The sequence below is a fragment of the Streptomyces sp. NPDC097129 genome, assembly GCF_055668065.1.
Genome location: NZ_JBVOQE010000002.1, coordinates 826,267 through 848,209 on the forward strand (window position 1 = coordinate 826,267; position 21,943 = coordinate 848,209).

The window sequence follows — 21,943 nt, forward strand, 5'->3', positions numbered from 1 at the left end:
CGTCAGACGGTGGCCGCGGCGGTCTCGCGCTCCAGGCGGGAGACGAGCGTCAGGTAACGCGGGCGGCGCGGCACCGGCACCAGGCCGCGGATGAGCAGGTGCCACATCTCGGCCATCCGGCGGGGCAGCCGGGTGACGGGCTCCAGGGAGCGGCCGACGACACGGGTGCCGACGAAGAAGGAGACCAGGGAGTGGGTGACGGCGTCGATGTCGACGTCCGGGTGCAGGTCGGACTCGCGGATCGCGCCGCGCAGCCGCCGGGAGACCAGCTCGCGCCACTCGGTGAAGGGGTGGCGCAGTGGGGGCCGGACGGGGACGGATCCGGTGGCGAGCCGGAGGCCGGCCCGGGCGATCGGGCCCTCCAGGGACAGCCGGGCGAAGCCGAAGGTGATGCGCATCAGGGCTTCAAGGGACGGATACCCCCGGCCGTCGACCTCGCCGGCGACCTTGCGGGCGGCCTCGGACTGGATCTCCAGGATGGCGTGGGCCAGGTCCTCCTTGGCGGCGAAGTGGAAGTAGAGGGCGCCTTTGGTGACCTTGGCGTGCTCGACGATGTCGCTGAGGCTGGTCGATTCGTACCCGTGCCGGTCGAACAGGTCGGCGGCGGCGGTGAGGATCGTCGCGCGGGTCTGTTCGGCGCGTAACTGCCTCGGCATCGACGGGTCACTCCTGGGGGGACGGGAAAGAACGGACCATGCCGTCTGTTTTACTCACTCCCCGTACATGCTAGCTCACCGTTCACCGGGGCCCACAGGGCCCACACAGCGCACGGCAACCGCGGCCCCCGCGCCGGGCGCAAGGACCGGAGCCCCCCAACTTCCCCTGCTGACCGGGTATTCCGTGCCGGGCGCCGAGCGACCGGCACCCTCACGGACGCGGTGGCCGCGATCTGACGGCCCCTCGTCTTGCGGCCGAGAGGGGACGGAAGTACGGGACGGGCGGTCTGTTTTGCGGCCGCTCAGCCCAGCCCGACCGACTTCAGCCACGCCTGCGCCACGTCCAGCGGGTCCTTCTTGTCCAGCTGCACCTGGGCGTCCAGGACCAGCAGCGTCTTCGTGTCCAGCTTGGCGGAGACGGCGTTCAGCGCGTCGGCGCCCGGCTGCGGCAGGCCCTTCTTGTAGACGAGGGGCTGCACGTTCTGGAAGCCGAAGAGGTTCTTCGGGTCCTGCAGGACGACGAACTTCTCCTTCTGGACCGTGGGGTCGGTGGAGAAGAGGTCCGCGACCTGGACGTTGTTCTGCTTCAGCGCCGCCTGGGTCAGCGGGCCGCCCGCGTCGAGCGCCTTGAACGACTTGAACTCCAGGCCGTACACCGACTTCAGGCCCTCCAGGCCCTCCTGCCGCTTCTGGAACTCCGGCGAGGCGCCGATGACCAGGTCGCCGGCGACGTCCTTGAGGTCGGCGATGGTCGAGGAGGGCGTCAGGTGGTGCTTCGCCGCCGTCTCGGCGTTGACGACCAGCGCGTCCTTGTCCTCGGCGGGCGAGGGCTGCAGCAGCGTCAGCTCCGGGTCGAGCTTGGCCGCGATGGCACGGGTGGTCTCCTCGGCCGTCTTCGGGGTGGCCTTGCGGTCGAGGTAGGCGAGCAGCGCGCCGTTGTACTCGGGCAGGACGGTGAGGGAGCCGTTCTTGATCAGGCCGTAGGTCGTCTCACGGGTGCCGATGTTGGGCTTGTAGGTGACCTTGACGCCCTTGGCCCGCAGGGCCTCGCCGTAGATGTCGGCGAGCAGCGTGGACTCGGGGAAGTTGTTGGAGCCGACGACCACCGTCTTGCCGTCGGAGTCGTTCTCCGCGAGCGGGTTGTCGCCCTTGCTGCCGGAGGAACAGCCTGCCAGCACCGCCGTCGTCGCGGCGAGCACGACGGCGGCGACGCCGTGGAGGGTCCTGCGGGGCCTGCTGCGCTGGGCGGTAGTAGTCACCCACTGATCCAATCCAGCCACTTCTCCCCCGTCAAGGGCATTTGTGTTACCAATGCGCTGCGTCACCGCGCCCGTTGAAGGGGCCGGCTCAGCCGCGCCGCCGCACCCCCGGCGACACCGCGTAGCGGCCGGCGGCCCAGAACAGCGCGAGGGTGACGAGGGCCAGTGCGGCCACCAGGGTGGCGCCGCCGACGACCTTCTCGTAGTCGTGCTGGTACAGGCCGTCGATGACGTACCGGCCTAGGCCGCCGAAGCTGACGTACGCCGCGATGGTGGCCGTCGAGACGATCTGGATGGCCGCCGAGCGCAGGCCGCTGAGGATCAGCGGGAGCGCGACGGGCAGTTCGACCCGGAACAGGATGCGTGTCTCGGGCATGCCCATGCCCCGCGCCGCGTCCACCGGGGACGGGTCGACGGAGCGCACCGCCTCGTAGGTGGTGACGAGGATCGGCGGGATCGCGAGGACCACCAGCGGGATCATCACGGGCAGCAGCCCGAAACCGAGCAGGATGAACATCAGCACCAGCAGGCCGAAGCTGGGCAGGGCGCGGGCGGCGGTGGCGATCAGCGCGAGCGCGTTGCCGCCGCGTCCGGTGTGCCCGGTGAGCAGGCCGGCCGGGAGTCCGACGGCGGCGGCGATCGCCAGCGCGAGCAGCGTGTACTGCACGTGTTCGCGCAGCCGGGTGGGGATGCCGTCGTAACCGTGCCAGTGGGAGCTGTCGCTGAAGAAGGCGTTGACGAAGTGGAGGACGTTCACCGCGGGACCTCCTCCTGTGTCGCGGACACGGCCGGTTCGGGGCGCGGTCCGGCGGGCACCGTGCGGGTGCCGCGCGGCATCCACGGCGTCAGCAGCAGGCGTACGGCGACGAGGACGGCGTCCGCGAGGACGGCGAGGACGGCGGTGCCGATCACCGACAGCCACACGAGCCGGGGCTGCTGATAGGTCATGCCGTCGTTCAGCAGGTTGCCGAGGCCGCCCTGGTTGCCGATCAGCATGCCGACGCTGACCAGGGAGATGCTGGAGACGGTCGCGACGCGCAGCCCGGCCAGGATCGCGGGCACGGCGATCGGCAACTGCACGGTGAGATAGCGGCGCACCGGCCCGAATCCCATGGCGGTCGCGGCGTCGAGGGTGTCCTGCGGCACGGAGCGGACGCCGTCGACGACGGCCGGGACGAGGACGACGAGGCTGTAGAGAGCGAGCGGGATCATCACGGTCGTCTCGGTCTGGCCGGTGTAGTCGATCAGGAAGACGATGAGCGCGAGCGAGGGGACGGCGTACAGCACGGTCGTCACCCCGAGCACCGGCGGGTACAGCCAGCGCAGCCGCACGCACAGCTGGGCGAGGGGCAGCGCCACGAGCAGTCCGGCGAGGACCGGGATCAGCGCCTCGCGCAGATGCATGCCGACCAGGCCGAGGTAGGTGTTCTGCAGGTCGCTGGGGAGGTGGAACAGGCCGTTCATCGCAGGGCCTTCGGTGCGCTCGGGGTCTGGGCGTGGGCGGCGCGGATCGCCGCCCCGATGGCCTGCTGCGACACGACACCGCGCACGCGCCCGGTGTCGTCCACGGCGACGGCCCAGCCGGTCGGCGACAGTACGGCGCAGTCCAGCGCGGCCCGCAGCGAGTCGGTCCCGGCGACGAACGGCCGTCCGTACGGCAGCAGTCGGGCCGTGTCGATGCTCCCTGCGGTCAGCTCGCCGGGCTCGCCCCAGCCCAGCGGTCTGCCCTCGGAGTCGGTGACGAGAAGGTAGGGCGTCTCGCCCCCGCCGGCGGCGGCGAGCTGCTCGGCGCCGGCGTCCACGGCGACGACCGGCGTGGTGAGCAGTGCGAGGCCGGCGGAGGGGAAGAAGGACAGCCGGCGGATGCCGCGGTCGGCGCCCAGGAAGTCCTCGACGAAGGCGTCGGCCGGGTGGGAGAGCAGCTCCGCGGGCGGCGCGTACTGGGCGAGCCGGCCGCCGGTGCGCAGGACGGCGACCATGGTGCCGACCTTGACGGCCTCGTCGATGTCGTGGGTGACGAAGACGATCGTCTTGCCCAGCTCGTCCTGCAGACGCAGCAGTTCGTCCTGGAGGCCCTTGCGGACCACGGGGTCGACGGCGGAGAACGGCTCGTCCATGAGCAGCACCGGCGGGTCGGCGGCGAGCGCCCGGGCCACCCCCACCCGCTGCTGCTGGCCGCCGGAGAGCTGGTGCGGGTAACGCCCCGCGAGCGAACCGTCCAGGCCGACGCGCTCCATCAACTCCCTCGCCCTCTCGCGCGACTTGGCCTTGCTCCAGCCGAGCAGGCGCGGCACGGTGGCGATGTTGTCGACGATCGTGCGGTGCTGGAAGAGCCCGGCGTGCTGGATGACGTACCCCATGGAGCGGCGCAGGGTGTGCACGGGCTGCTGCTGGAGGTCGGTGCCGTCGAGCAGGATGCGGCCCTCGCTGGGCTCGACCATCCGGTTGATCATCCGCAGGGTCGTCGTCTTGCCGCAGCCGGAGGGGCCGACGAGGACGGTGATCGCCTTCTCGGGTATCTCCAGCGTGAGCCGGTCGACCGCCACCGTGCCGTCCGGGTACCGCTTGGTGACTGATTCCATCCGTATCAAAACGCCGAACGCCCTTCGGTTGGCGGCACGTGCCCTGGCCGTGGGCGCCTTCCGTACGTGCGTACGGACGCCCGTTGCCGGGAGAGTCTAGACGCCGTGAACTCCCCTACCCGGGGATGCGGCTGTTATGGACCGGTGATCGGCGCCGTCTTTGGCCCTGTCCGGTGGGCCAAGGCAGGGGCAGGGTGGGACACCTCGCACCACCAGCGGAGGTTTCCTTGAGCGCCACGTTCCTGCTGACCACCCTCGTCGTGGTCGTCACCCCCGGCACCGGCGTGCTGTACACGCTGGCCGCCGGACTCACCCACGGCCGCCGGGCCGGCGTGGTGGCCGCGTTCGGCTGCACCCTCGCCACCCTGCCGCACCTGCTCGCCGCGGTGACCGGGCTGGCCGCCCTGCTGCACGCGGGCACCGTCGCCTTCACCGTGGTGAAGTACCTCGGCGCCGCCTACCTGCTGTACATGGCGTGGGCGATGCTGCGCGACCGCTCGGCCCTGGTGGTCGAGCAGGAGGCCGCACCGCGCTCCGCCTCCCGCCTGATCGGCTCCGCCGTCCTGGTCAACCTGCTCAACCCCAAACCGGCCCTGTTCTTCCTGGCGTTCCTGCCGCAGTTCGTCACGGCCGGCGACGTCGGCGCGATGCTGCGGCTGGGCGGCGTGTTCATGGCCCTCACCTTCGTCGTCTTCACGGCGTACGGCCTCTGCGCGGCCGCACTGCGGGAGCGGCTGCCGCAGCGCCCCGCACTGCTGACCGGCATGCGCCGGGGCTTCGCCGCCTGCTTCGTGGCCCTGAGCCTGCGGCTGGCGGTGGCGTGAGCATGCGCTTCCGGCACGCGGACACCATCTGGTCCGCCCACCCGCAGCTCACCGCGGCCGTGCTGTACGCCGACGGCGTCGACGCCCACGCGGACACCGGCCCGCGGGCCGCCGCGCTCACCGCCCGGGCCACGGCTCGCCTGGCGAAGAGCCCCGAGGGCGAGTTCCCGGAGATCAGGGCCTGGCGGCGCACCTTCTCCCAACTCGGCCTGCGCCCCACGCAGTACAGATGCGCGGCGGAGTCCCTGCTGCGCCGGCTGCGCAAGGAAGGCGGACTCCCGCGCATCCACCCGGTGGTGGACCTGTGCAACGCGATCTCGGTGGCCCACGCCGTCCCCGTCGCCGCCCTCGACGCGGACCGCATCACCGGTCCCCTGCTCGAGGTGCGGCCCGCCCGGGGCGACGAGCTGTACACGGCGTTCGGCGGCGCCACGGAGCATCCCGCGCCCGGCGAGGTCACCTTCGCCGACTCCGCCGGCCGGGCGCACGCCCGCCGCTGGACGCACCGGCAGAGCGGTTACTCCGCGGTGGGGCCGGACACCCGCCGCATCCTGGTGGTCGCGGAGGCGATGCACGACGACGCCGCGCACACCCTGCGAGCGCTGCTGAAGACGATGACGGAGGAGCTGGCCGCGCACTGGCCGGCCGTCACCACCGACGCCCTCCTCACCGCCGACGCACCGGAGTTCACCTTCGACGGCTGAACGGCACGTGACAGCATGACCCCAATGAACGCAGCTCCGGGTGGCTCCGACTTCCTGCAGCTGGACATCGGTACGGCCCCGGCCGGGGGCAAGGCGCGGTGGCTGACCGAGCGTCTGCGCCGGGCGATCGCCGACGGCCGGCTCACGGTGGGCGCCAGGCTGCCGCCCACCCGGGTGCTCGCCGCCGAACTGCGCGTGTCACGCGGCGTGGTGTCGGAGGCGTACCGCCGACTGGCCGAGGACGGCCACCTGGAGGGACGCCGGCGCGGAGGAACAGTCGTGGTCGCGGTGCCCCAGGAACGCATGCGCGACGACGCCTCCGGCCCAGCCCGCCGCGGCCCGGCTCTGTTCGCCGGCGAACCGGGCCCGGACGTCTTCGACGCGCTGCGCGCGGCCCCGGCCCCGTTCGACTTCACACCCGGCCGCCCCGACCTCGCGGCGTTCCCGCGCGCCGCGTACCTGCGCGCCGAACGCGCGGTCCTCAGCGGCCTCTCGGCGGACAGTCTCGGCTACGGCGACCCGCGCGGCGCGCTCCCGCTGCGCCGTGCCGTGGCCGACTGGCTGGCGCGCAACAGGGGGGTGCGGGTGGCCCCGGACGACGTACTGATCGTGGCCGGCACCGCGCAGGCGCTCACCCTGCTGCACGCCGTCCTACGCGCCGACGGCATCGACGCCGTCGCGCTGGAGGACCCCGGCTCGCTCGGCTCCCGCCAGCATCTGGGCAACGGGGGGCTGGCCACACCACCGGTGCCGGTGGACGAGGCCGGCATACGCGTCGACGCCCTGCGCGCCTCGGGCGCCCGCGCGGTACTGCTCACACCGGCCCACCAGTTCCCCACCGGCGTCGTCACCAGCGGCGAGCGCCGCCGCGAGCTGCTGCGCTGGGCGCAGGACGGCGGGCTGATCCTGGAGGACGACTACGACGCCGAGCACCGCTACGACCGGCCACCGGTGCCGGCGCTGCGCGAGCTGCTGGCCGACCGCGTCTGCTACATGGGCAGCGTGTCGAAGCTGCTCGCGCCCGCGCTGCGGATCGGCTGGCTGATCCCCCCGCCCGCCTACCGTGCCGCCCTCACCAGCGCGAAACGCTTCAACGACCTGGGCAACGCGGTGCTCCCCCAGCTCACCCTGGCCCGGCTGATGGACTCCGGAGACCTGGAACGCCACCTCCGGCTCCTGCGCGGCCGCCACCGCCGCCGCAGAGACACGATGATCAGCGCCCTGGCGGCCCACCTGCCGGGCGCGGCGGTACAGGGCGCCGCAGCCGGCCTGCACCTGACGGTCACCTACACGGCGAACGTCCCCGACACCGCCCTGGCCGAGGCGGCGCTCACCCACGGCGTCAAATGCCACCCCCTCTCCTGGCACCGCCAGCGCCCGGGCGCCCCCGGCCTCGTCCTCGGCTACGCGGCGACACCGACGGGAGTGATCACCGAGGGGGTGGCACGGCTGGGCCGCGCGCTCCGCGAACTGACCTGCCCATAAGAGGTGGGCGAACCGGGCGGCACGTCACGACGCCCGCCAGCGGCCGGCCGACAACGCCCGCAGGCCCTGTCGTTTGGATCACGCCGGCGTCGCGGGGCCCAAACGACAGGGCCTAGTCCGCCCGCCCCCGCGGCCGCGCCGCCAACACCGCGACGTCGTCCTCGGCGCGACGGGCGTCCATCCGGACCAGGACGGTGTCCAGAATGTCCTCCAGCGTGGCCCCACCAGGAAAACGGACCGCCGCCAACCGCTCCAGACTCCGGTCGATGTCCTCCCCGCGCCGCTCCACCAGCCCGTCCGTGAACAACAACAACGTGTGGCTGCTGTCCAGTTCGCAGGTGGCCGACTCATAACCGCCGAGCCCCGTCCCGAGCGGCGGCCCGACGGGCAGCGGCAGCAACCGGCTGCCGGCGCCGTCGTCGACCACGACCGGCGGCAGATGACCGGCCCCGGCCAGCGTGACCTGCCCGCGCGCGGGATCGACGCGGGCGATCAGGCAGGTGGCGGGCCGCATGTCCGGCTCCCCGGCGGCGAGGTCGTCCATCTGCCGCAGCACCCGGTGCGGCGGCAGGTCCGTGGCGGTGATCGACCGCAGCGACGAGCGGTACGCGGCCATGTCGACGGCGGCCTCCACACCGTGGCCCATCACGTCGCCGACCACGAGCAGGGTCCGGCCGAAGGGCAGCCGCACGGTCTCGCACCAGTCGCCGCCGACCAGGGCGCGGCGCCCGGCGGGCAGATAGCGCACGGCGACGTCGAGGTTCGGGTGCGGCCGCCCCGGCTCGGCGAGCAGCGCGCGCTGCAGGTCGCCCATGGTGCGGCTCACGCGCGCGTACTCGTCGGCGTGACGCAGACACGGACCGACCGGAGCGGCCAGCAGCCCGAGCAGTTCCGCCTCCTGCGAGGTGAGGGGCGGCGCCGTACGGGCGCACACGAGGACGCCGTACACCTGCTCGGAGGTGGCGAGCGGCAGGCAGAGGCCGGCGCCCGCGGAAACCGCCTCCCGCGGAAGCGTCGCGCCGCCCTCCCGCACCACCTCAGTGACGCGGCGTACGTCCGGCAGCGCGTCGGCGTCCCCGCTGATGGCCTCGTACCCGGAGACGGTCCCGTCGGTGACCCGGACGACCGCCGCGGTGCACCCGGTGAGCGCGCTCGCGGCGTGGGTCAGCTCGGCGCAGGTGAGGTCCGCGTCGAGCGTGGTGCCGACCCGGGACAGCAGCGACCGCAGCCCGGCGACACCGGGGCCCCGGGCGGTCGCGGGCCGGTCCGCGGGGGCGGGCCTGCGAAGCGCTCTGATCCGTCGCACCACGCTGAACACGATCAAATCGTGACAGCGGCCGGCCGGCCGCGCACAGCCGGGATCATCGGTGGCCTCCCCCGTCCCCTCCCACCCGCACCACCGCCAGCGTGATGTTGTCCGGCCCGCCCGCCTCGATCGCGGCGCGCCACAGCTCGAAGGCGGCCTGGCCGTCGTCGTTCTCGCGCAGCACCGCGTCGAGCACGTCCTCGGTCACCGGGTCGGTCAGCCCGTCCGTGCAGACGAGGTAGCGGTCGCCGGGGTGCAGGGGCGCGGCCGTGACGTGGGGCCGGACGTCGCGGTGGGCGACGGACCCGCCCAGGCACTGGGTGACCATGGAGGTGGTGCGCTGGCCCGGCTGGAGCGGCGGGCTGTCGTCGACGCTCACCTGGCGCAGCCCGTCGGAGGAGGCCGCGAAGACCCGGCTGTCGCCGACGTTGAAGACCAGCAGCGAGTCGTGCAGCAGCACGAGACCGGCAACGGTCGTGCCCATGGCGGTCAGGTCGCCGCCTCCGTCGCCGCCGCTGCCCCCGGCGCCACCGTTCTCGGCGGCCCGGTACACGGCGCGGTTGCAGTCGCGCAGCGCCTCCCGTACGGCGTCCTCGTCGGCCAGCTCCGGCCCGGCCTGTGCGAGCCGGCGGGCGACGAGCGCGCTGGCCACCTCGCCGCCGGGGTGCCCGCCGAGCCCGTCGGCGACCGCGACGACGAGGGGTGAGCGCAGCGGAAAGACCAGGGTCTGCGGGCTCTCGGACACGGTGGCGCACAGCGTCCACGGCCCGGCGACGAGAGAGTCCTCGTTGCCTTCGCGGAGCAGCCCGGGATGGCTCAGCGCGCTGACGGCGACGTACGGCATGCGGTCCACCGCCTTCCCGCCCCGGACCTGCCCGGGGCACCCGACGGGGCCGGGCCCGACCTTGTCAGTCTAGGCCGGACCGTGCGGGCCGGCCCGGACCCGCGTTCAGCCCTCCTCGGGCTCCAGGCGCAGCGCGATGCTGTTGATGCAGTAGCGCTGGTCCGTCGGGGTGGGGTAGCCCTCGCCCTCGAAGACGTGCCCGAGGTGGGAGCCGCAGCGGGCGCAGCGCACCTCGGTGCGGACCATGCCGTGGGAACGGTCCTGGACCAGCTCCACCGCGTCGGTGTCCTTCGGGTCGTAGAAGGACGGCCAGCCGCAGTGGGACTCGAACTTGGTGGTGGAGGTGAACAGTTCGGCGCCGCAGGCCCGGCAGGAGTACACGCCCTTGGTCTTGGTGTCCGTGTACTCGCCGACGAAGGCCGGCTCGGTGGCGGCCTGGCGCAGCACCGCGTACTCGCCCGGGGTCAGCTCCGCGCGCCACTGCTCGTCCGGCTTCTCGACGTCGTACGACATGTCGGCCAACCCCTTCAGTTGTGCGCGAGACGGTCCAGGATGCGCGGGCCGAGGTCCGTGACGTCGCCCGCTCCCATGGTGAGAACGAGATCACCGGCCTGCGCCATTCCCGCGATCGCGTCCGGCACCTCCGCCTTGTCGTGGACGGCCGTGACGTCGGCGCCCGCGGCGCGCGCGGCCTCGATGATCAGCTCGCTGGTGACGCCGGGGATCGGGTCCTCGCGGGCCGGGTAGATGTCGAGGACGACGGAGGCGTCGGCGAGGGACAGCGACTGGCCCATCTCCTTGCCCAGCTCCTGGGTGCGGGAGAACAGGTGGGGCTGGAAGACGACAAGGATGCGCGCGTCGCCGGCCGCGGCCCGCATGGCCTCCAGGTCGGCGGTCATCTCCGTGGGGTGGTGGGCGTAGGAGTCGATGACCTGGACGCCGGCCGCCTCGCCCTTGAGCTGCAGGCGCCGCTTGACGCCCGTGTACGCGGCGATCGCGGGGGCCAGCTCGGCGGCCGGGATGCCGAGGGCGGCGCCGGCGGTGAGCGCGGCGACCGCGTTGAGGGCGTAGTGGCGGCCGGGGACGGAGACCGCGAAGGTCAGTTCCTGGCCGTCGAGGACGACCGTGACCTCGCTCTTGAGGCCCTGCGGCACGATCGACAGCACGCGCACGTCGGCGTCCTCGGCCTCGCCGTAGGTCACCACGCGCACGTCCTTCACGCGCCGGGTCAGCTCGCGGGCGCCCTCGTGGTCGGCGGAGATCACCAGCGTGCCGCCGGGGACGATCTTCCCGGCGAAGGTCTCGAAGGACTCGTAGATCTCGTCCATCGAGGCGTAGTTGGCGTGGTGGTCCAGCTCGACGTTGAGGACGATCGCGACTTCGGGGGCGTACTTGTGGAAGCTGCGGTCGGACTCGTCGGCCTCCGCGACGAAGATCTCGCCGTCGCCGTGCAGGGCGTTGGAGCCGGGCGCGTCGAGGTCGCCGCCGATGGCGTACGACGGATTGCGGCCCAGCGCGGTCAGGGAGACGGCGAGCATCGACGTGGTGGTGGTCTTGCCGTGGGTGCCGGCGACGGCGATCGGGCGCAGGCCCTCCATCAGCGCGGCGAGCGCGTCGGAACGGTGCACGACCGGGATGCCCAGCTCGGCGGCGCGCACCAGCTCCGGATTGTCCTGGCGGATCGCGGAGGAGACGACCACGCAGCTCGCGTCGTCGGCGAGGTGCCCGGCGGCGTGCCCGATGTGCACGGTCGCGCCCAGCGCGCGCAGCGCCTCGGCGGTGGCGGACTCCTTGGCGTCGCTGCCGGCCACCTTGGCGCCGCGCTGCGCGAGGATCTTGGCGATGCCCGACATTCCGGCGCCGCCGATGCCGATGAAGTGCGGTCGGTCCATGGCGGTAGGAAGGCCGGGTGCCATGCGTTCTTCTCCCAGATACGGTGCGGACTGGAGCGGTGCCTAGCCTATGTGCTGCAGCACGGGCCGCCGTGCAATGTGCGGGAGTGGACCTGCTCAGGGGCGCGGGGAACCGCGCGACCAGCCACAACGAGCCCGCACCCGCCCACGCACGGCACCGCCCACGGCGATCAGGCTTTGCTGTGGGAGAAGAGCTTCAGCACCGGCACCCCCACCTTGTGCCGCGCCCGCGAGGCCCAGTCGCGGTGGAAGAACTCCTCGACGTAGTGCGGGTCGGTGAGCACGATCACCTCGTCCGCGCCGACCTCCTCCACCAGCGACCGGAGCGCGTCCAGCGGGTGGTCCTCGACGAGCCGGCCCTCGGCGGGGCTGCCGGACGAGCGCAGGGCGGTCAGCGACACGTCCAGGGCCTGCCGGCCGACGCTCCTGGCCTCGTCGCCCTCGGGTGTCTCGCCTTCGCGTGCGGCGTCGTCGATCTCGCCGAGCGCGATGTCGTCGATGGCTCTCAGCAGACGGTCGGCCTGGTCGCCCCGGGGCTGGAGCAGGACGTGGAAGGTGACCGACTCGTCACCGTGCAAGGTGGTGACGAACTCCACGTCGGCGGACGTCAGGGCCTTCTCGATCATCAAAACGCTTGTGAACACCAGGCGCCCCTTCTGCTGAGGGGGCCCTGGGCCCCCTGTCCTCCGTAGGCCGTGCCAGGCCCTGCCGAAACCATCCTGCCCCGTGATCGCACGGGTTCTGCCGGTTTTAGTGTGCCCGCCCGAAGCAAAACGGAACGGCAGATTCCGCTGATGTCGGCCCGCCGGGCGGCCGCCCGCCTGCCGAGGGGCCGGCAGCCGAGTTCCGGACGCTTCACTCAGGGCTGTGACCTGCAGTAACGGCTGTAGAGGAACCCCTCCTCCTCCAGTAGGGACACCAGTGCGAAGCGGTGCGGAACGGTGACGGAGGGCCCTCCGGCGATGCGCTGGGCGTCCCCGGCGGTGAGCATCGGGGAGATCGTCAGGCACAGCTCGTCGAGCACCTCGGAGGCCACCAGCTGCCCGAGCAGCCGCGGGCCGCCCTCGGTCAGCAGACGCGTGTGACCCAGCTCGGCGAGGGCCTGCACGACGCGGACCGGGTCCACACCGACGCCGTCGCCGGCGATGACGACCTTCGCGCCCGCCTTCTCGGCCGCCGCCCGGCGCTCCGGGGAGGACGCGGCACCGGTGAGGACGATCGTCGGCACCACGGGGGAGGTGAACAGGGGCAGCGAGAAGTCGAGGTCCAGGCTCGCGGTGATGACGGCGATCGCGGGCACCGGGTCCTGCCCGGCGGCCGCGCGCATCTCCGCGAACTCCGCACGCACGCGTGCCGGACGGTAGCCCTCCTGGCGCACCGTCTCCGCGCCGACGACCACCACGTCCGCCAGGGCCCGCAGCGTGCCGAAGATCCGCATGTCGGTGGCGTTGGAGATGGGCTGGGAGCGGCCCTCGTGCTGGGCGGCGCCGTCGAGGCTGGAGACCATGTTGGCCCGCAGCCAGGGCCGGCGCTGCCCGGCGGGCGGCTCGGGGTAGGCATAGGCGGCGGCCAGCTCGGCGAGGCTCCACTCACTGCCGTCGGTCCCGACGGCGAACGTCGGCAGCCCGACGGGGCCTCCACCGGCGACGGCATCCGATCCGGGCCGCGGCCCCGCGCCACCGGTGCCCGCGCCCGCCGCACCGACGCCGACAGGCCCCTCGCCGACACCGTCCGCGCCGTCCGCCGCCGCTCCGTCCGCCACCGTGCCCCCCTTCCCTGCGGCGCCGCCGGCGATCGCCGCGGCCGCCCTCGCACTCCCGCCGGGCCCCTGGTCACCGGCCCCGGGCGCTCCCGGGGCCCCGTCGGGCACCTCCTCCTCGGATGCCCCCCGCAGGGCCTGGGCTGCTGTTTCTTCGGTCACAGGGAACAGGCGTCGCATACCGTGCAGTCTGGCACGCCCCTTAAGCTGGGTAACCGTGTCGTCCTCCACCTCCGCCTCAGGCCTCGCCCCGATAGCCGACGCGGCTCCGCTGTCCCTGTGCTCCCGTGAGCCGCACGTCCCCGCGGACCGCCTGGTGGCCGAGATGGTGCCGCCTCCGCGGTTCGACTCGGTCCGCTTCAGCACGTACATCCCGGACCCGAACCAGCCCAGCCAGACCGAGGCCGTGCAGGTCCTGGAGAGCTTCGCGGCCGGACTCGACGGGGCGGGCGCGGCCGGCGGCGCCAAGCGCGGTCTCTTCGGCTTCGGCAAGGCGAGGGCCAAAGCGAAGACCAAGGCGGCGAAGGCCCCGGCCGGCCCCCGCGGGGTCTACCTCGACGGCGGGTACGGCGTCGGCAAGACCCACCTGCTCGCCTCGCTGTGGCACGCCACCCCGGCCGAGCCGGCCAAGAAGGCGTTCGGCACCTTCGTGGAGCTGACCAACCTCGTCGGCGCGCTCGGCTTCCAGCAGACCGTGCAGACCCTCTCCGGCCACCGTCTGCTGTGCATCGACGAGTTCGAGCTGGACGACCCCGGTGACACGGTCCTCGTCTCCACGCTGCTCGGCAAGCTGGTCGACGCCGGTGTCGCGCTCGCCGCCACCTCCAACACGCTGCCCGGCAAGCTCGGCGAGGGCCGGTTCGCCGCCGCCGACTTCCTGCGCGAGATCCAGGGCCTGTCGGCGCACTTCCGCACCCTGCGCATCGACGGTGAGGACTACCGCCACCGCGGTCTGCCCGAGGCGCCCGCGCCGTTCACCGACGCCCAGGTCACCCGGGCCGCGCACGCCACCGCCGGCGCCTCGCTGGATGCCTTCCCGCAGCTGCTGGACCACCTGGCCAAGGTGCACCCCAGCCGCTACGGCGCGCTGACCGACGGACTCGGCGCGGTGTGCCTGACCGACGTGCGCCCGGTGCCCGACCAGTCCACCGCGCTGCGGCTCGTCGTCCTCGCCGACCGGCTCTACGACCGCGAGGTGCCCGTCCTCGCCTCCGGGCTGCCGTTCGACCAGCTGTTCAGCGAGGAGATGCTGAACGGCGGCTACCGCAAGAAGTACTTCCGGGCCATCTCCCGTCTGACGGCCCTGGCCCGCGACGCCAAGGGCCTGGTCGAGAAGGGTTAGGCCCCGGCCGCCGACCACCACCGGCCTTGCCGCGCCCGCCGCCGGGCCGCGATGCTGGTCCGATGCCAGGTCAGCGCAAGAGGAAGCGGCGGCAGCAGGTCGAGAGCCGGCGAGCCGCCGCCCGTCTCGCACCCGGGGCGGGGCACTGGGAGGTGCTCTTCGAGACCCGCGACGAGGCGGCGTGGCACGCCCACCTCCACCGTCTGCGCGGCACGGACCCGGGCATCGACTGGTCGGCGATGCGAACCGACACGCTGTGCGGGCGCCTGACGCAGTCGACGACGTACCGGCTCAGCCGCTTCGTGCCGCGCGGCACGCCCCCCGCGCCCTGATCACGCCCCCGGCGCCTCGACGAGGAGGGGCGGCGCACGGTCAGGAGCCGGTTCGCGCCAAACCACCCTCTCTTTTCAGGCTGTCTTCAGGTCGTAACGCGCAGTTAACCTTGCAAACGCCCTCGCACCGCTACCGTGGTTCTTGACCATTCGTTGACCAAGTGTTGGTCCGCATGTGACGCACGAGCCGGGCGGAGGGAGGGGCATGTTCCGAGGTACGACGGGCCGGGCCGTCCTCGCCGTGCTCACCGCCGTTCTGCTCGCCCTCCCCTTCTTCGCATCCACCGGGACCTTCGCACAAGCGCACACAGTCCGTCATGCGGAGGCCAAGGCCCATCCCGGCGCGCTCCCCGTCACGGCCCTGCCCCAGGAGACCGTCACCTCGCGGGACTGCGGCCACCTCCCCGGCCCGGCCGACCCCCTGCGCCCCCGCGACCGGCAGCGCACGGCCGATTCGGCGCCCCAGGCGCCCGAACGCCCGCTGTCCGGCTCCGACCCGGCCGCCCCGGGGCCCTCCAGGGCCGGCACGGCCTCTCTGAACTCCCCCAGACCCGCACCGGCCCCCACCCCGGCCGCACTCCAGGTCTTCCGCTGCTGAGAACAGAGCAGTACCCGGCAACTCCGCCCCGCGCGGAGGCAGTACACCCCACCTCTGTCCTTGAAGCCCGACGCGCCCCCCACGACGCGCCAGGAGGAGTCACGACACATGCAACCCCTCATCGACAACGCCCGCGCCTTCGGCCGGCGGCCTGAGGAGTTCGCCCCGCTGGCCCAGGGCCAGTCGCCGCAGGTCCTGTTCATCACCTGCTCCGACTCCCGGGTCGTCCCGGCCCTGATCACGGGCGCCCGCCCCGGTCAGCTCTTCGAACTGCGCACCGCGGGCAACATCGTCCCGCCGTACACCCCGGGCCGGCCCACCTCGGAGGCGGCCACCATCGAGTACGCCGTGAACGTCCTCGGCGTGCGGGACGTCGTCGTCTGCGGTCACTCGCACTGCGGAGCCGTCGGCGCCCTGGTGCGCGGCGACGACCTCGACGCCGTACCGGCCGTACGGGACTGGCTGGCGCACGCCGCCGACGACCCCGGGGCGGCCGACCCACAGGACCCGACCGTGGCCGATGCCGTGCAGCACCACGTGCTCGCCCAGCTGCTGCGGCTGCGTTCCTACCCGTGCGTACAGCAGCGGCTGGCGGACGGCCGGCTGAACCTGCACGGCTGGTACTACGAGGTGCACACCGGTGCGGTGCGCGAACACCGCGCGGCCACCGACTCCTTCGAGGCTCTGTGAGGTCCGGCATGCGCGCGTTCCCTCATCTGCGGCAGGACTTCCTGGCCTCCATAGTCGTGTTCCTGGTCGCGGTGCCCCTGTGCGTGGGCGTCGCGGTCGCCTCGGGCGTCCCGGCCGAACTCGGCCTGGTCACCGGCATCGTGGGCGGTCTGGTCACCGGGCTCATGCCCGGCAGCAGCCTTCAGGTGTCGGGACCGGCCGCCGGTCTGACGGTGCTCGTCTTCGAGGCCGTCAGCGAGTTCGGCGTGGGCGCCCTCGGGGTGATCGTGCTGATCGCCGGTCTGCTCCAGCTCGCCATGGGCTTCCTCGGGATCGGCCGCTGGTTCCGGGCGATATCCGTCTCCGTCGTCGAGGGCATGCTCTGCGGCATCGGTCTGGTGATCATCGCCGGGCAGATCTACGCGGCCGCGGGGCTCACCGCCCCGAAGTCCGGCCTCGGCAAGATCACCGGCCTGCCCGGAGCGCTCCTGGACGCGCTCGGCAGCGCGGAGGCCCTCGCCTCGCTCGCGATCGGCGCCGGCACCATCGCCGTCATCGTGCTGTGGAGGAGGCTGCCCAAGGCGGTGCGGTCCGTGCCCGGCGCCCTCGCCGCGGTCGTCCTGGCCACCGTCGCCGTGCTCGCCCTCGATCTGCCGGTCGCCACGGTGAAGGTGGAGGGCCTGCTCGGGGTCGTCCAGCTGCCGGGCGCCGGCGCCTTCGGCGACCTGGCCCAGCCGGCCATCTGGGGCACCGTCGTGGCCTTCACGCTGATCGCCTCGGCCGAGAGCCTGTTCAGCGCGGCGGCGGTGGACCGGCTGCACGACGGTCCGCACACCCAGTACGACAAGGAGATGATCGCCCAGGGCGCCGGCAACACGGTGTGCGGTCTGCTGGGCGCGCTGCCCATGACGGCCGTGATCGTGCGCAGCTCCGCCAACGTCCAGGCGGGTGCGAGGACGAAGGCGTCGCGGGTGCTGCACGGCGTGTGGCTGCTGCTGTTCGCCGCCGCACTGCCCGCCGCGCTGGCGCTCATACCGATCCCCGCGCTGGCCGGCATCCTCGTCCACGCGGGCTGGAAGCTGATCCCGTTCCGCCAGATCGCCGACCTGTGGCGCGGCCACCGGGGTGAGGCACTGATCCTCGTGGTCACGGCCGTGTCAATCGTCGCGGTGAACATGTTCGAGGGCGTGCTGATCGGCCTGGCGCTGTCCGTGGTCAAGACCGCCTGGGAGGCCTCGCACCTCCGGCTGGAGATCGTCGACAAGGGCGCCGGACCCGTCCAGGCCCATCTGTCGGGCAACGCGACCTTCCTGCGGCTGCCGAAGATCCTCGACAGCCTGGAGGCGCTCCCGCAGGACCGGCCCGTGGAGCTGGACCTGTCCGGGCTGCACCACCTGGACCACGCCTGCCGTACGGCGCTGGAGTCGTGGGCCGAGCGCCACAGCGCGGCCGGCACGGAGCCGGTGAAGGTGGTGGAGGTGACGACGGCGGCGTAGCCCGGTGCCGGTGTCCGGCCTCCGGTCGCGGGCGTGGCCCGGAACCGGAGGCCGGGCATATCGTTGCAGGAGCAGACGAAACGGACCTCTCAGTGAGGAGGTCGCCATGCTCCAGGAGCTGCTGGGAGCGATCGTGGGGGCCGGTGTGGTGGGCGTGGTGTACCTGACCGCGGCGGCCCGCGTCGTCAAACAGTACGAACGCGGAGTGGTCCTCCGGCTCGGCCGGCTGCGCGGTGGCGTGCGGCCCCCGGGGCTGGCCCTGATCCTGCCCGGGGTCGACCGGATGCGGAAGGTCAACATGCAGATCGTGACCATGCCGGTGCCGGGTCAGGAGGGCATCACCCGGGACAACGTCACGGTGCGGGTGGACGCCGTCGTGTACTTCAAGGTCGTGGACCCCACCGCGGCGGTCATCAACGTGGAGGACTACCGGTTCGCGGTCTCCCAGATGGCGCAGACCTCGCTGCGGTCGATCATCGGCAAGAGTGAGCTGGACGACCTGCTCTCCGACCGTGAGAAGCTCAATCAGGGCCTGGAGCTGATGATCGACAGCCCGGCCGTCGGGTGGGGCGTGCAGATCGACCGCGTGGAGATCAAGGACGTCTCGCTGCCCGACACGATGAAGCGGTCCATGGCCCGCCAGGCCGAGGCCGACCGTGAGCGGCGGGCGCGGATCATCAACGCCGACGCCGAGCTCCAGGCCTCGAAGAAGCTGGCCCAGGCCGCCCAGGCCATGGAGGACACACCCTCCGCGCTCCAGCTCCGGCTGCTGCAGACGGTGATGGCGGTGGCGGCGGAGAAGAACTCCACGCTGGTGCTGCCCATCCCGGTGGAGCTGCTGCGCTTCCTGGAGAGGGGCGGCGAGCGCAACGAGCAGACGCCGAAGGGTCACGTCAACGATCAGGCACCGAAGACCCTCGCCAACGAGCAAGCGCCCAACGGCCTCACCAACGAGCAGGCACCCAACGGCCTCACCGCAGAACAGGCGCCGAAGGGCCTCGCCGGCGAACAGGCCCCCAACGGCCTCCCCACCGAGCAGGCACCGAAGGGCCTCGCCAACGAGCAGGTGCCCAAGGACCACGTCATCGGGCAGTGAAGCGGCGGTTGATACGCGCGGTGACACGTGCTCCACGCGTGGTTCCCGCGCGCGGCGGCAGCTGGTAGACACGGCGGGTCAGTAGTTCCTGTGCATTTCCTGTCCGCCAGCAGGAAGGTTGCTGCCGCATGTCTGCAACTCGACGTCAGGTCCTGGCCCGTGCGAGCGCCCTGGGAGCGGGCATCGCCTTCACCGGGGCCCTGTCCGAGCTCTTCGCGGGCACCGCCGCCGCGCACGACCTGGGCCACACCGGCTACGGCCCGCTCGTCCCCGACCCGAACGGACTGCTCGACCTGCCGGAAGGTTTCCGCTACACCGTGCTCTCCCGCGAGGGCGACCCGCTGCGCTCCGGTGAGGGCCCCGTCCCCTCCCACCACGACGGCATGGCCGCCTTCGCCGGCCGAGCGGGCCGTACCCATCTCGTACGCAACCACGAGAACCGCGTCACCGCGGCCGTCCCGGTGCCCACGATCGAGGGCCTCACCTACGACCCGGCGGGCAAGGGCGGCTGTACCGCCCTGACGCTGGCCCCCCGCGGCCGCGTCCTGTCCGAGCACGTCGCCATCGCCGGCACGGCCGTGAACTGCGCCGGTGGCCGCACCCCCTGGGGCACCTGGCTGACCTGCGAGGAGACCGAGGACCAGGCCGGCACCAACGGCTACACCAAGGACCACGGCTTCATCTTCGAGGTCCGCCCGAGCGACCCGCACCGCACCGGCGCCGTACCGCTGACCGCGATGGGCCGCTTCCAGCACGAGGCGATCGCGGTCGACCCGCGAAGCGGCGTCGTCTACGAGACGGAGGACGCCTTCCTCAAGCCGTTCGGCCTGTTCTACCGCTTTGTGCCGAAGAAGCCGCTGGGCGGCGTCGGTTCGCTGCGCGCGGGCGGCCGGCTCCAGGCGATGCGCGTGCCCGGCGTTCCGGATCTGTCCACGATCCAGGACACCGGCGCGAGCTTCGACGGGGTGCGGTGGGTGGACGTACCCGACCCGCTGGCCGCCTCCACCCCCACCCGGCTCCAGGACTACGGCCGCGAGGGCATCACCCACGCGCAGAAGCTGGAGGGGTGCTACTGGGGCGGCTCGTGCGTGTACTTCGTGTCGTCCTTCGCCCGCAGCGCGGACGGCTCGGGCGCCGACCACTACGGCCAGATCTGGCGCTACGACCCCGGGCGGCGCCGTCTGACGCTGGTGGTCGTCTTCGGCCCGGACACGGATGTGCAGCTGCCCGGCGAGTCCCCGGACAACATCTGCCTCGCGCCCAGCGGCGGGCTGATGGTGTGCGAGGACGGCAGCGGCGCACAGCACGTCTTCGGGGTCACCCGCCGGGGCGAGGTGTACGCGATGGCCCGGGGCCGGCAGAACATCGGAACACCCGAGGCACCGGAGTGGGGCGAGTTCGCCGGGGTCACCTTCTCCCCCGACGGCGACACGATGTACGTCAACTGCTACACGCCGGGCACGACGTTCGCCGTGACGGGCCCCTGGCTCCGATAGCCGGACGGTCCCCAGCCGTGATCATGCCGGGACGGGGTACCCGCCCCGGCATGACGCGGAAAGAGCAGGTCAGCGGCTCGTACTGGCTGCAGACGGAGCCCGGCGGCAGCCCTCGGCCCACCCTGACGGAGGACCTCACGGTCGACGTCGCCGTGATCGGCGGCGGGATGGCCGGGCTGAGCACGGCGTGGGAGCTGACCCGCGCCGGGCTCGGCGTGGCCGTGCTGGAGGCCGACCGGGTCGCGGCCGGGGTGACGGGCCACACCACCGCCAAGGTCACCGCCCTGCACACCCTCATCTACGACAAGCTGCGGCGCACCCGCGACAGCGAGGCCGCGCGGCTGTACGCCCGCTCGCAGTCCGAGGCGATCGAGCGGGCCGCCGGGATCGTGGCCGAGCTGGGCATCGACTGCGACTGGGAGGAGCGCAGCGCCTACACCTATGTGCGCGACGCCGACCGGGTCGAGGAGGTGCGCGCGGAGGCGCGGGCGGCGAAGGAGGCGGGGCTGCCGGCGTCGTTCGTGACGGAGACCGGGCTGCCGTTCCCGGTCGCGGGCGCGGTGAAGGTGACCGGGCAGGCGCAGTTCCATCCCCGCAAATACCTGCTCGCCCTCGCCGAGGACCTGGTGGCGCGCGGCGGGCTGATCCACGAGTACACGCGCGTGACCGGGCTGACCGAGGGCGAGCCGTGCCGGCTGACGACCGACGCGGGGGTCACGGTGACCGCGCGGAAGGTGGTCGTCGCCACGCACTACCCGGTGTTCGACCGGGCGCTGCTGTTCACCCGGCTCTCCCCGCGCCGCGAACTGGTCGTGGCCGGGACGATCCCCGCCGACCGCGACCCCGACGGCATGTACATCACCCCGGAGGAGAACACCAGGTCGGTACGGACCGCGCCCTACGGTGAGGGACAGCGGTTCCTGGTGGTCACCGGCCAGCACTTCACCCCCGGCACGGGCGACACCCCGGCGCTCTTCGACGAGCTGACGGACTGGGCGGCCACGCACTTCCCCGGTGTGTACCTCACCCACCGCTGGGCCACGCAGGACAACGACCCCACGGACACCGTGCCGATGGTCGGCCTGATGCACCCCGGCGCCCGGCACACGTACGTGGCGACCGGCTTCGGCGGCTGGGGCCTGAGCGGCGGGATGATGGCCGGGCGGCTGCTGACGGCACTGATCCGGGACGAGAAGTGCGCGTGGAGCGAGCTGTACGACCCGCGCCGGCTGGCCACGGCGGTGCGGGAGGCGCCGACGTTCTTGAAGACGCAGGCCAAGGTGGCCCGGCACTTCGTCGGCGACCGGCTGCGCCCGGCGAAGTCCCTGGAGGACGTGGCGCCCGGTGAGGGCGCGGTGGTCCGGGCGGGCGGCGACCGGGTCGCCGCCTACCGCGACGAGGACGGCGAGCTCCACGCCCTGTCCGCCCGCTGCACCCACCTGGGCTGTCTGGTGAACTTCAACGCCGCCGAGCGTTCCTGGGACTGCCCCTGCCACGGGTCGCGCTTCGGGATCGACGGCGAGATCCTCCAGGGGCCGGCGCTGCGGCCGCTGAAGCGGCACAAGCGGTGAGGCTGCCTGCC

The 21,943-nt window shown here is 72.8% G+C and carries 22 protein-coding genes; 11 read left to right on the plus strand and 11 right to left on the minus strand.

Features of this window, described 5'->3' with window-relative positions:
* Positions 1–2: 2 nt before the first annotated feature.
* The 5 genes from AC0B9F_RS09420 to AC0B9F_RS09440 all read right to left on the minus strand — a co-directional run bounded on the left by AC0B9F_RS09420 (position 3) and on the right by AC0B9F_RS09440 (position 4,506).
* The gene (locus AC0B9F_RS09420) at positions 3–656 is read right to left on the minus strand and encodes a ScbR family autoregulator-binding transcription factor (protein ID WP_472000373.1); all 654 of its coding nucleotides are present in this window, start codon (positions 654–656) and stop codon (positions 3–5) included.
* A 302-nt stretch (positions 657–958) separates the two neighbouring features.
* Positions 959–1,915, minus strand: a complete 957-nt coding sequence (locus AC0B9F_RS09425) for an ABC transporter substrate-binding protein (protein WP_472000376.1) — start codon at positions 1,913–1,915, stop codon at positions 959–961.
* An 88-nt stretch (positions 1,916–2,003) separates the two neighbouring features.
* A complete protein-coding gene (locus tag AC0B9F_RS09430; protein ID WP_472000379.1) occupies positions 2,004–2,672 on the minus strand; it encodes an ABC transporter permease in 669 nt (222 codons plus the stop codon).
* Positions 2,669–3,379 carry an ABC transporter permease gene (locus AC0B9F_RS09435; RefSeq protein WP_472000380.1) on the minus strand — a complete coding sequence of 237 codons (711 nt, stop codon included), beginning with the start codon at positions 3,377–3,379 and terminating at the stop codon, positions 2,669–2,671. The genes AC0B9F_RS09430 and AC0B9F_RS09435 overlap by 4 nt, the downstream gene beginning before the upstream one ends.
* The gene (locus AC0B9F_RS09440) at positions 3,376–4,506 is read right to left on the minus strand and encodes an ABC transporter ATP-binding protein (protein WP_472000382.1); all 1,131 of its coding nucleotides are present in this window, start codon (positions 4,504–4,506) and stop codon (positions 3,376–3,378) included. The genes AC0B9F_RS09435 and AC0B9F_RS09440 overlap by 4 nt, the downstream gene beginning before the upstream one ends.
* Positions 4,507–4,724: 218 nt before the next feature.
* Here AC0B9F_RS09440 and AC0B9F_RS09445 point away from each other — a divergent pair, with 218 nt between their 5' ends.
* The 3 genes from AC0B9F_RS09445 to pdxR are packed head-to-tail and all read left to right on the plus strand — an operon-like array spanning position 4,725 to position 7,510.
* A complete protein-coding gene (locus AC0B9F_RS09445) occupies positions 4,725–5,321 on the plus strand; it encodes a LysE family translocator (RefSeq protein WP_472000384.1) in 597 nt (198 codons plus the stop codon).
* Between the two features lie 2 nt (positions 5,322–5,323).
* Complete coding sequence (locus AC0B9F_RS09450; protein WP_472000387.1) at positions 5,324–6,025, plus strand: B3/B4 domain-containing protein; 702 nt, start codon at positions 5,324–5,326, stop codon at positions 6,023–6,025.
* A gap of 15 nt (positions 6,026–6,040) precedes the next feature.
* A complete protein-coding gene (pdxR, locus tag AC0B9F_RS09455; RefSeq protein ID WP_472000389.1) occupies positions 6,041–7,510 on the plus strand; it encodes a MocR-like pyridoxine biosynthesis transcription factor PdxR in 1,470 nt (489 codons plus the stop codon).
* Between the two features lie 112 nt (positions 7,511–7,622).
* On the opposite strand, the gene AC0B9F_RS09460 is transcribed toward pdxR, so the two are convergent.
* From AC0B9F_RS09460 to AC0B9F_RS09485, 6 genes are all read right to left on the minus strand, one after another.
* Positions 7,623–8,828 (minus strand): PP2C family protein-serine/threonine phosphatase, encoded by a 1,206-nt coding sequence (locus tag AC0B9F_RS09460; RefSeq protein ID WP_472000392.1) that lies wholly within the window; start codon positions 8,826–8,828, stop codon positions 7,623–7,625.
* Positions 8,829–8,871: 43 nt separating this feature from the next.
* Positions 8,872–9,660: a PP2C family protein-serine/threonine phosphatase gene (locus AC0B9F_RS09465; RefSeq protein ID WP_472000394.1), complete on the minus strand. Its 789-nt coding sequence runs from the start codon at positions 9,658–9,660 to the stop codon at positions 8,872–8,874.
* Between the two features lie 105 nt (positions 9,661–9,765).
* Positions 9,766–10,173, minus strand: coding sequence for a peptide-methionine (R)-S-oxide reductase MsrB (msrB, locus tag AC0B9F_RS09470; RefSeq protein ID WP_472000396.1), 408 nt, complete (start codon positions 10,171–10,173; stop codon positions 9,766–9,768).
* Between the two features lie 14 nt (positions 10,174–10,187).
* Positions 10,188–11,576, minus strand: coding sequence for a UDP-N-acetylmuramate--L-alanine ligase (gene murC / locus AC0B9F_RS09475; RefSeq protein ID WP_472000398.1), 1,389 nt, complete (start codon positions 11,574–11,576; stop codon positions 10,188–10,190).
* Between the two features lie 167 nt (positions 11,577–11,743).
* On the minus strand, positions 11,744–12,217 hold the full coding sequence (locus tag AC0B9F_RS09480; RefSeq protein WP_472000401.1) for an indole-3-glycerol phosphate synthase: 474 nt from the start codon (positions 12,215–12,217) through the stop codon (positions 11,744–11,746).
* Between the two features lie 215 nt (positions 12,218–12,432).
* Complete coding sequence (locus AC0B9F_RS09485; protein WP_472000905.1) at positions 12,433–13,197, minus strand: pyrimidine reductase family protein; 765 nt, start codon at positions 13,195–13,197, stop codon at positions 12,433–12,435.
* Positions 13,198–13,549: 352 nt separating this feature from the next.
* Here AC0B9F_RS09485 and zapE point away from each other — a divergent pair, with 352 nt between their 5' ends.
* The 8 genes from zapE to AC0B9F_RS09525 all read left to right on the plus strand — a co-directional run bounded on the left by zapE (position 13,550) and on the right by AC0B9F_RS09525 (position 21,932).
* Complete coding sequence (gene zapE, locus AC0B9F_RS09490; RefSeq protein ID WP_472000403.1) at positions 13,550–14,674, plus strand: cell division protein ZapE; 1,125 nt, start codon at positions 13,550–13,552, stop codon at positions 14,672–14,674.
* Positions 14,675–14,736: 62 nt separating this feature from the next.
* The gene (locus AC0B9F_RS09495) at positions 14,737–15,006 is read left to right on the plus strand and encodes a hypothetical protein (RefSeq protein ID WP_472000405.1); all 270 of its coding nucleotides are present in this window, start codon (positions 14,737–14,739) and stop codon (positions 15,004–15,006) included.
* 205 nt (positions 15,007–15,211) lie between these two features.
* Positions 15,212–15,604: a hypothetical protein gene (locus tag AC0B9F_RS09500; protein ID WP_472000407.1), complete on the plus strand. Its 393-nt coding sequence runs from the start codon at positions 15,212–15,214 to the stop codon at positions 15,602–15,604.
* A 108-nt stretch (positions 15,605–15,712) separates the two neighbouring features.
* Entirely contained in the window at positions 15,713–16,294 is a 582-nt protein-coding gene (locus AC0B9F_RS09505) for a carbonic anhydrase (protein WP_472000410.1), read from the plus strand.
* 8 nt (positions 16,295–16,302) lie between these two features.
* The gene (locus AC0B9F_RS09510; protein WP_472000412.1) at positions 16,303–17,769 is read left to right on the plus strand and encodes a SulP family inorganic anion transporter; all 1,467 of its coding nucleotides are present in this window, start codon (positions 16,303–16,305) and stop codon (positions 17,767–17,769) included.
* 106 nt (positions 17,770–17,875) lie between these two features.
* Positions 17,876–18,865 carry a slipin family protein gene (locus AC0B9F_RS09515; RefSeq protein WP_472000415.1) on the plus strand — a complete coding sequence of 330 codons (990 nt, stop codon included), beginning with the start codon at positions 17,876–17,878 and terminating at the stop codon, positions 18,863–18,865.
* Between the two features lie 128 nt (positions 18,866–18,993).
* Complete coding sequence (locus AC0B9F_RS09520; protein ID WP_472000418.1) at positions 18,994–20,361, plus strand: PhoX family protein; 1,368 nt, start codon at positions 18,994–18,996, stop codon at positions 20,359–20,361.
* A gap of 50 nt (positions 20,362–20,411) precedes the next feature.
* Complete coding sequence (locus AC0B9F_RS09525; RefSeq protein WP_472000420.1) at positions 20,412–21,932, plus strand: FAD-dependent oxidoreductase; 1,521 nt, start codon at positions 20,412–20,414, stop codon at positions 21,930–21,932.
* Positions 21,933–21,943: the final 11 nt, after the last annotated feature.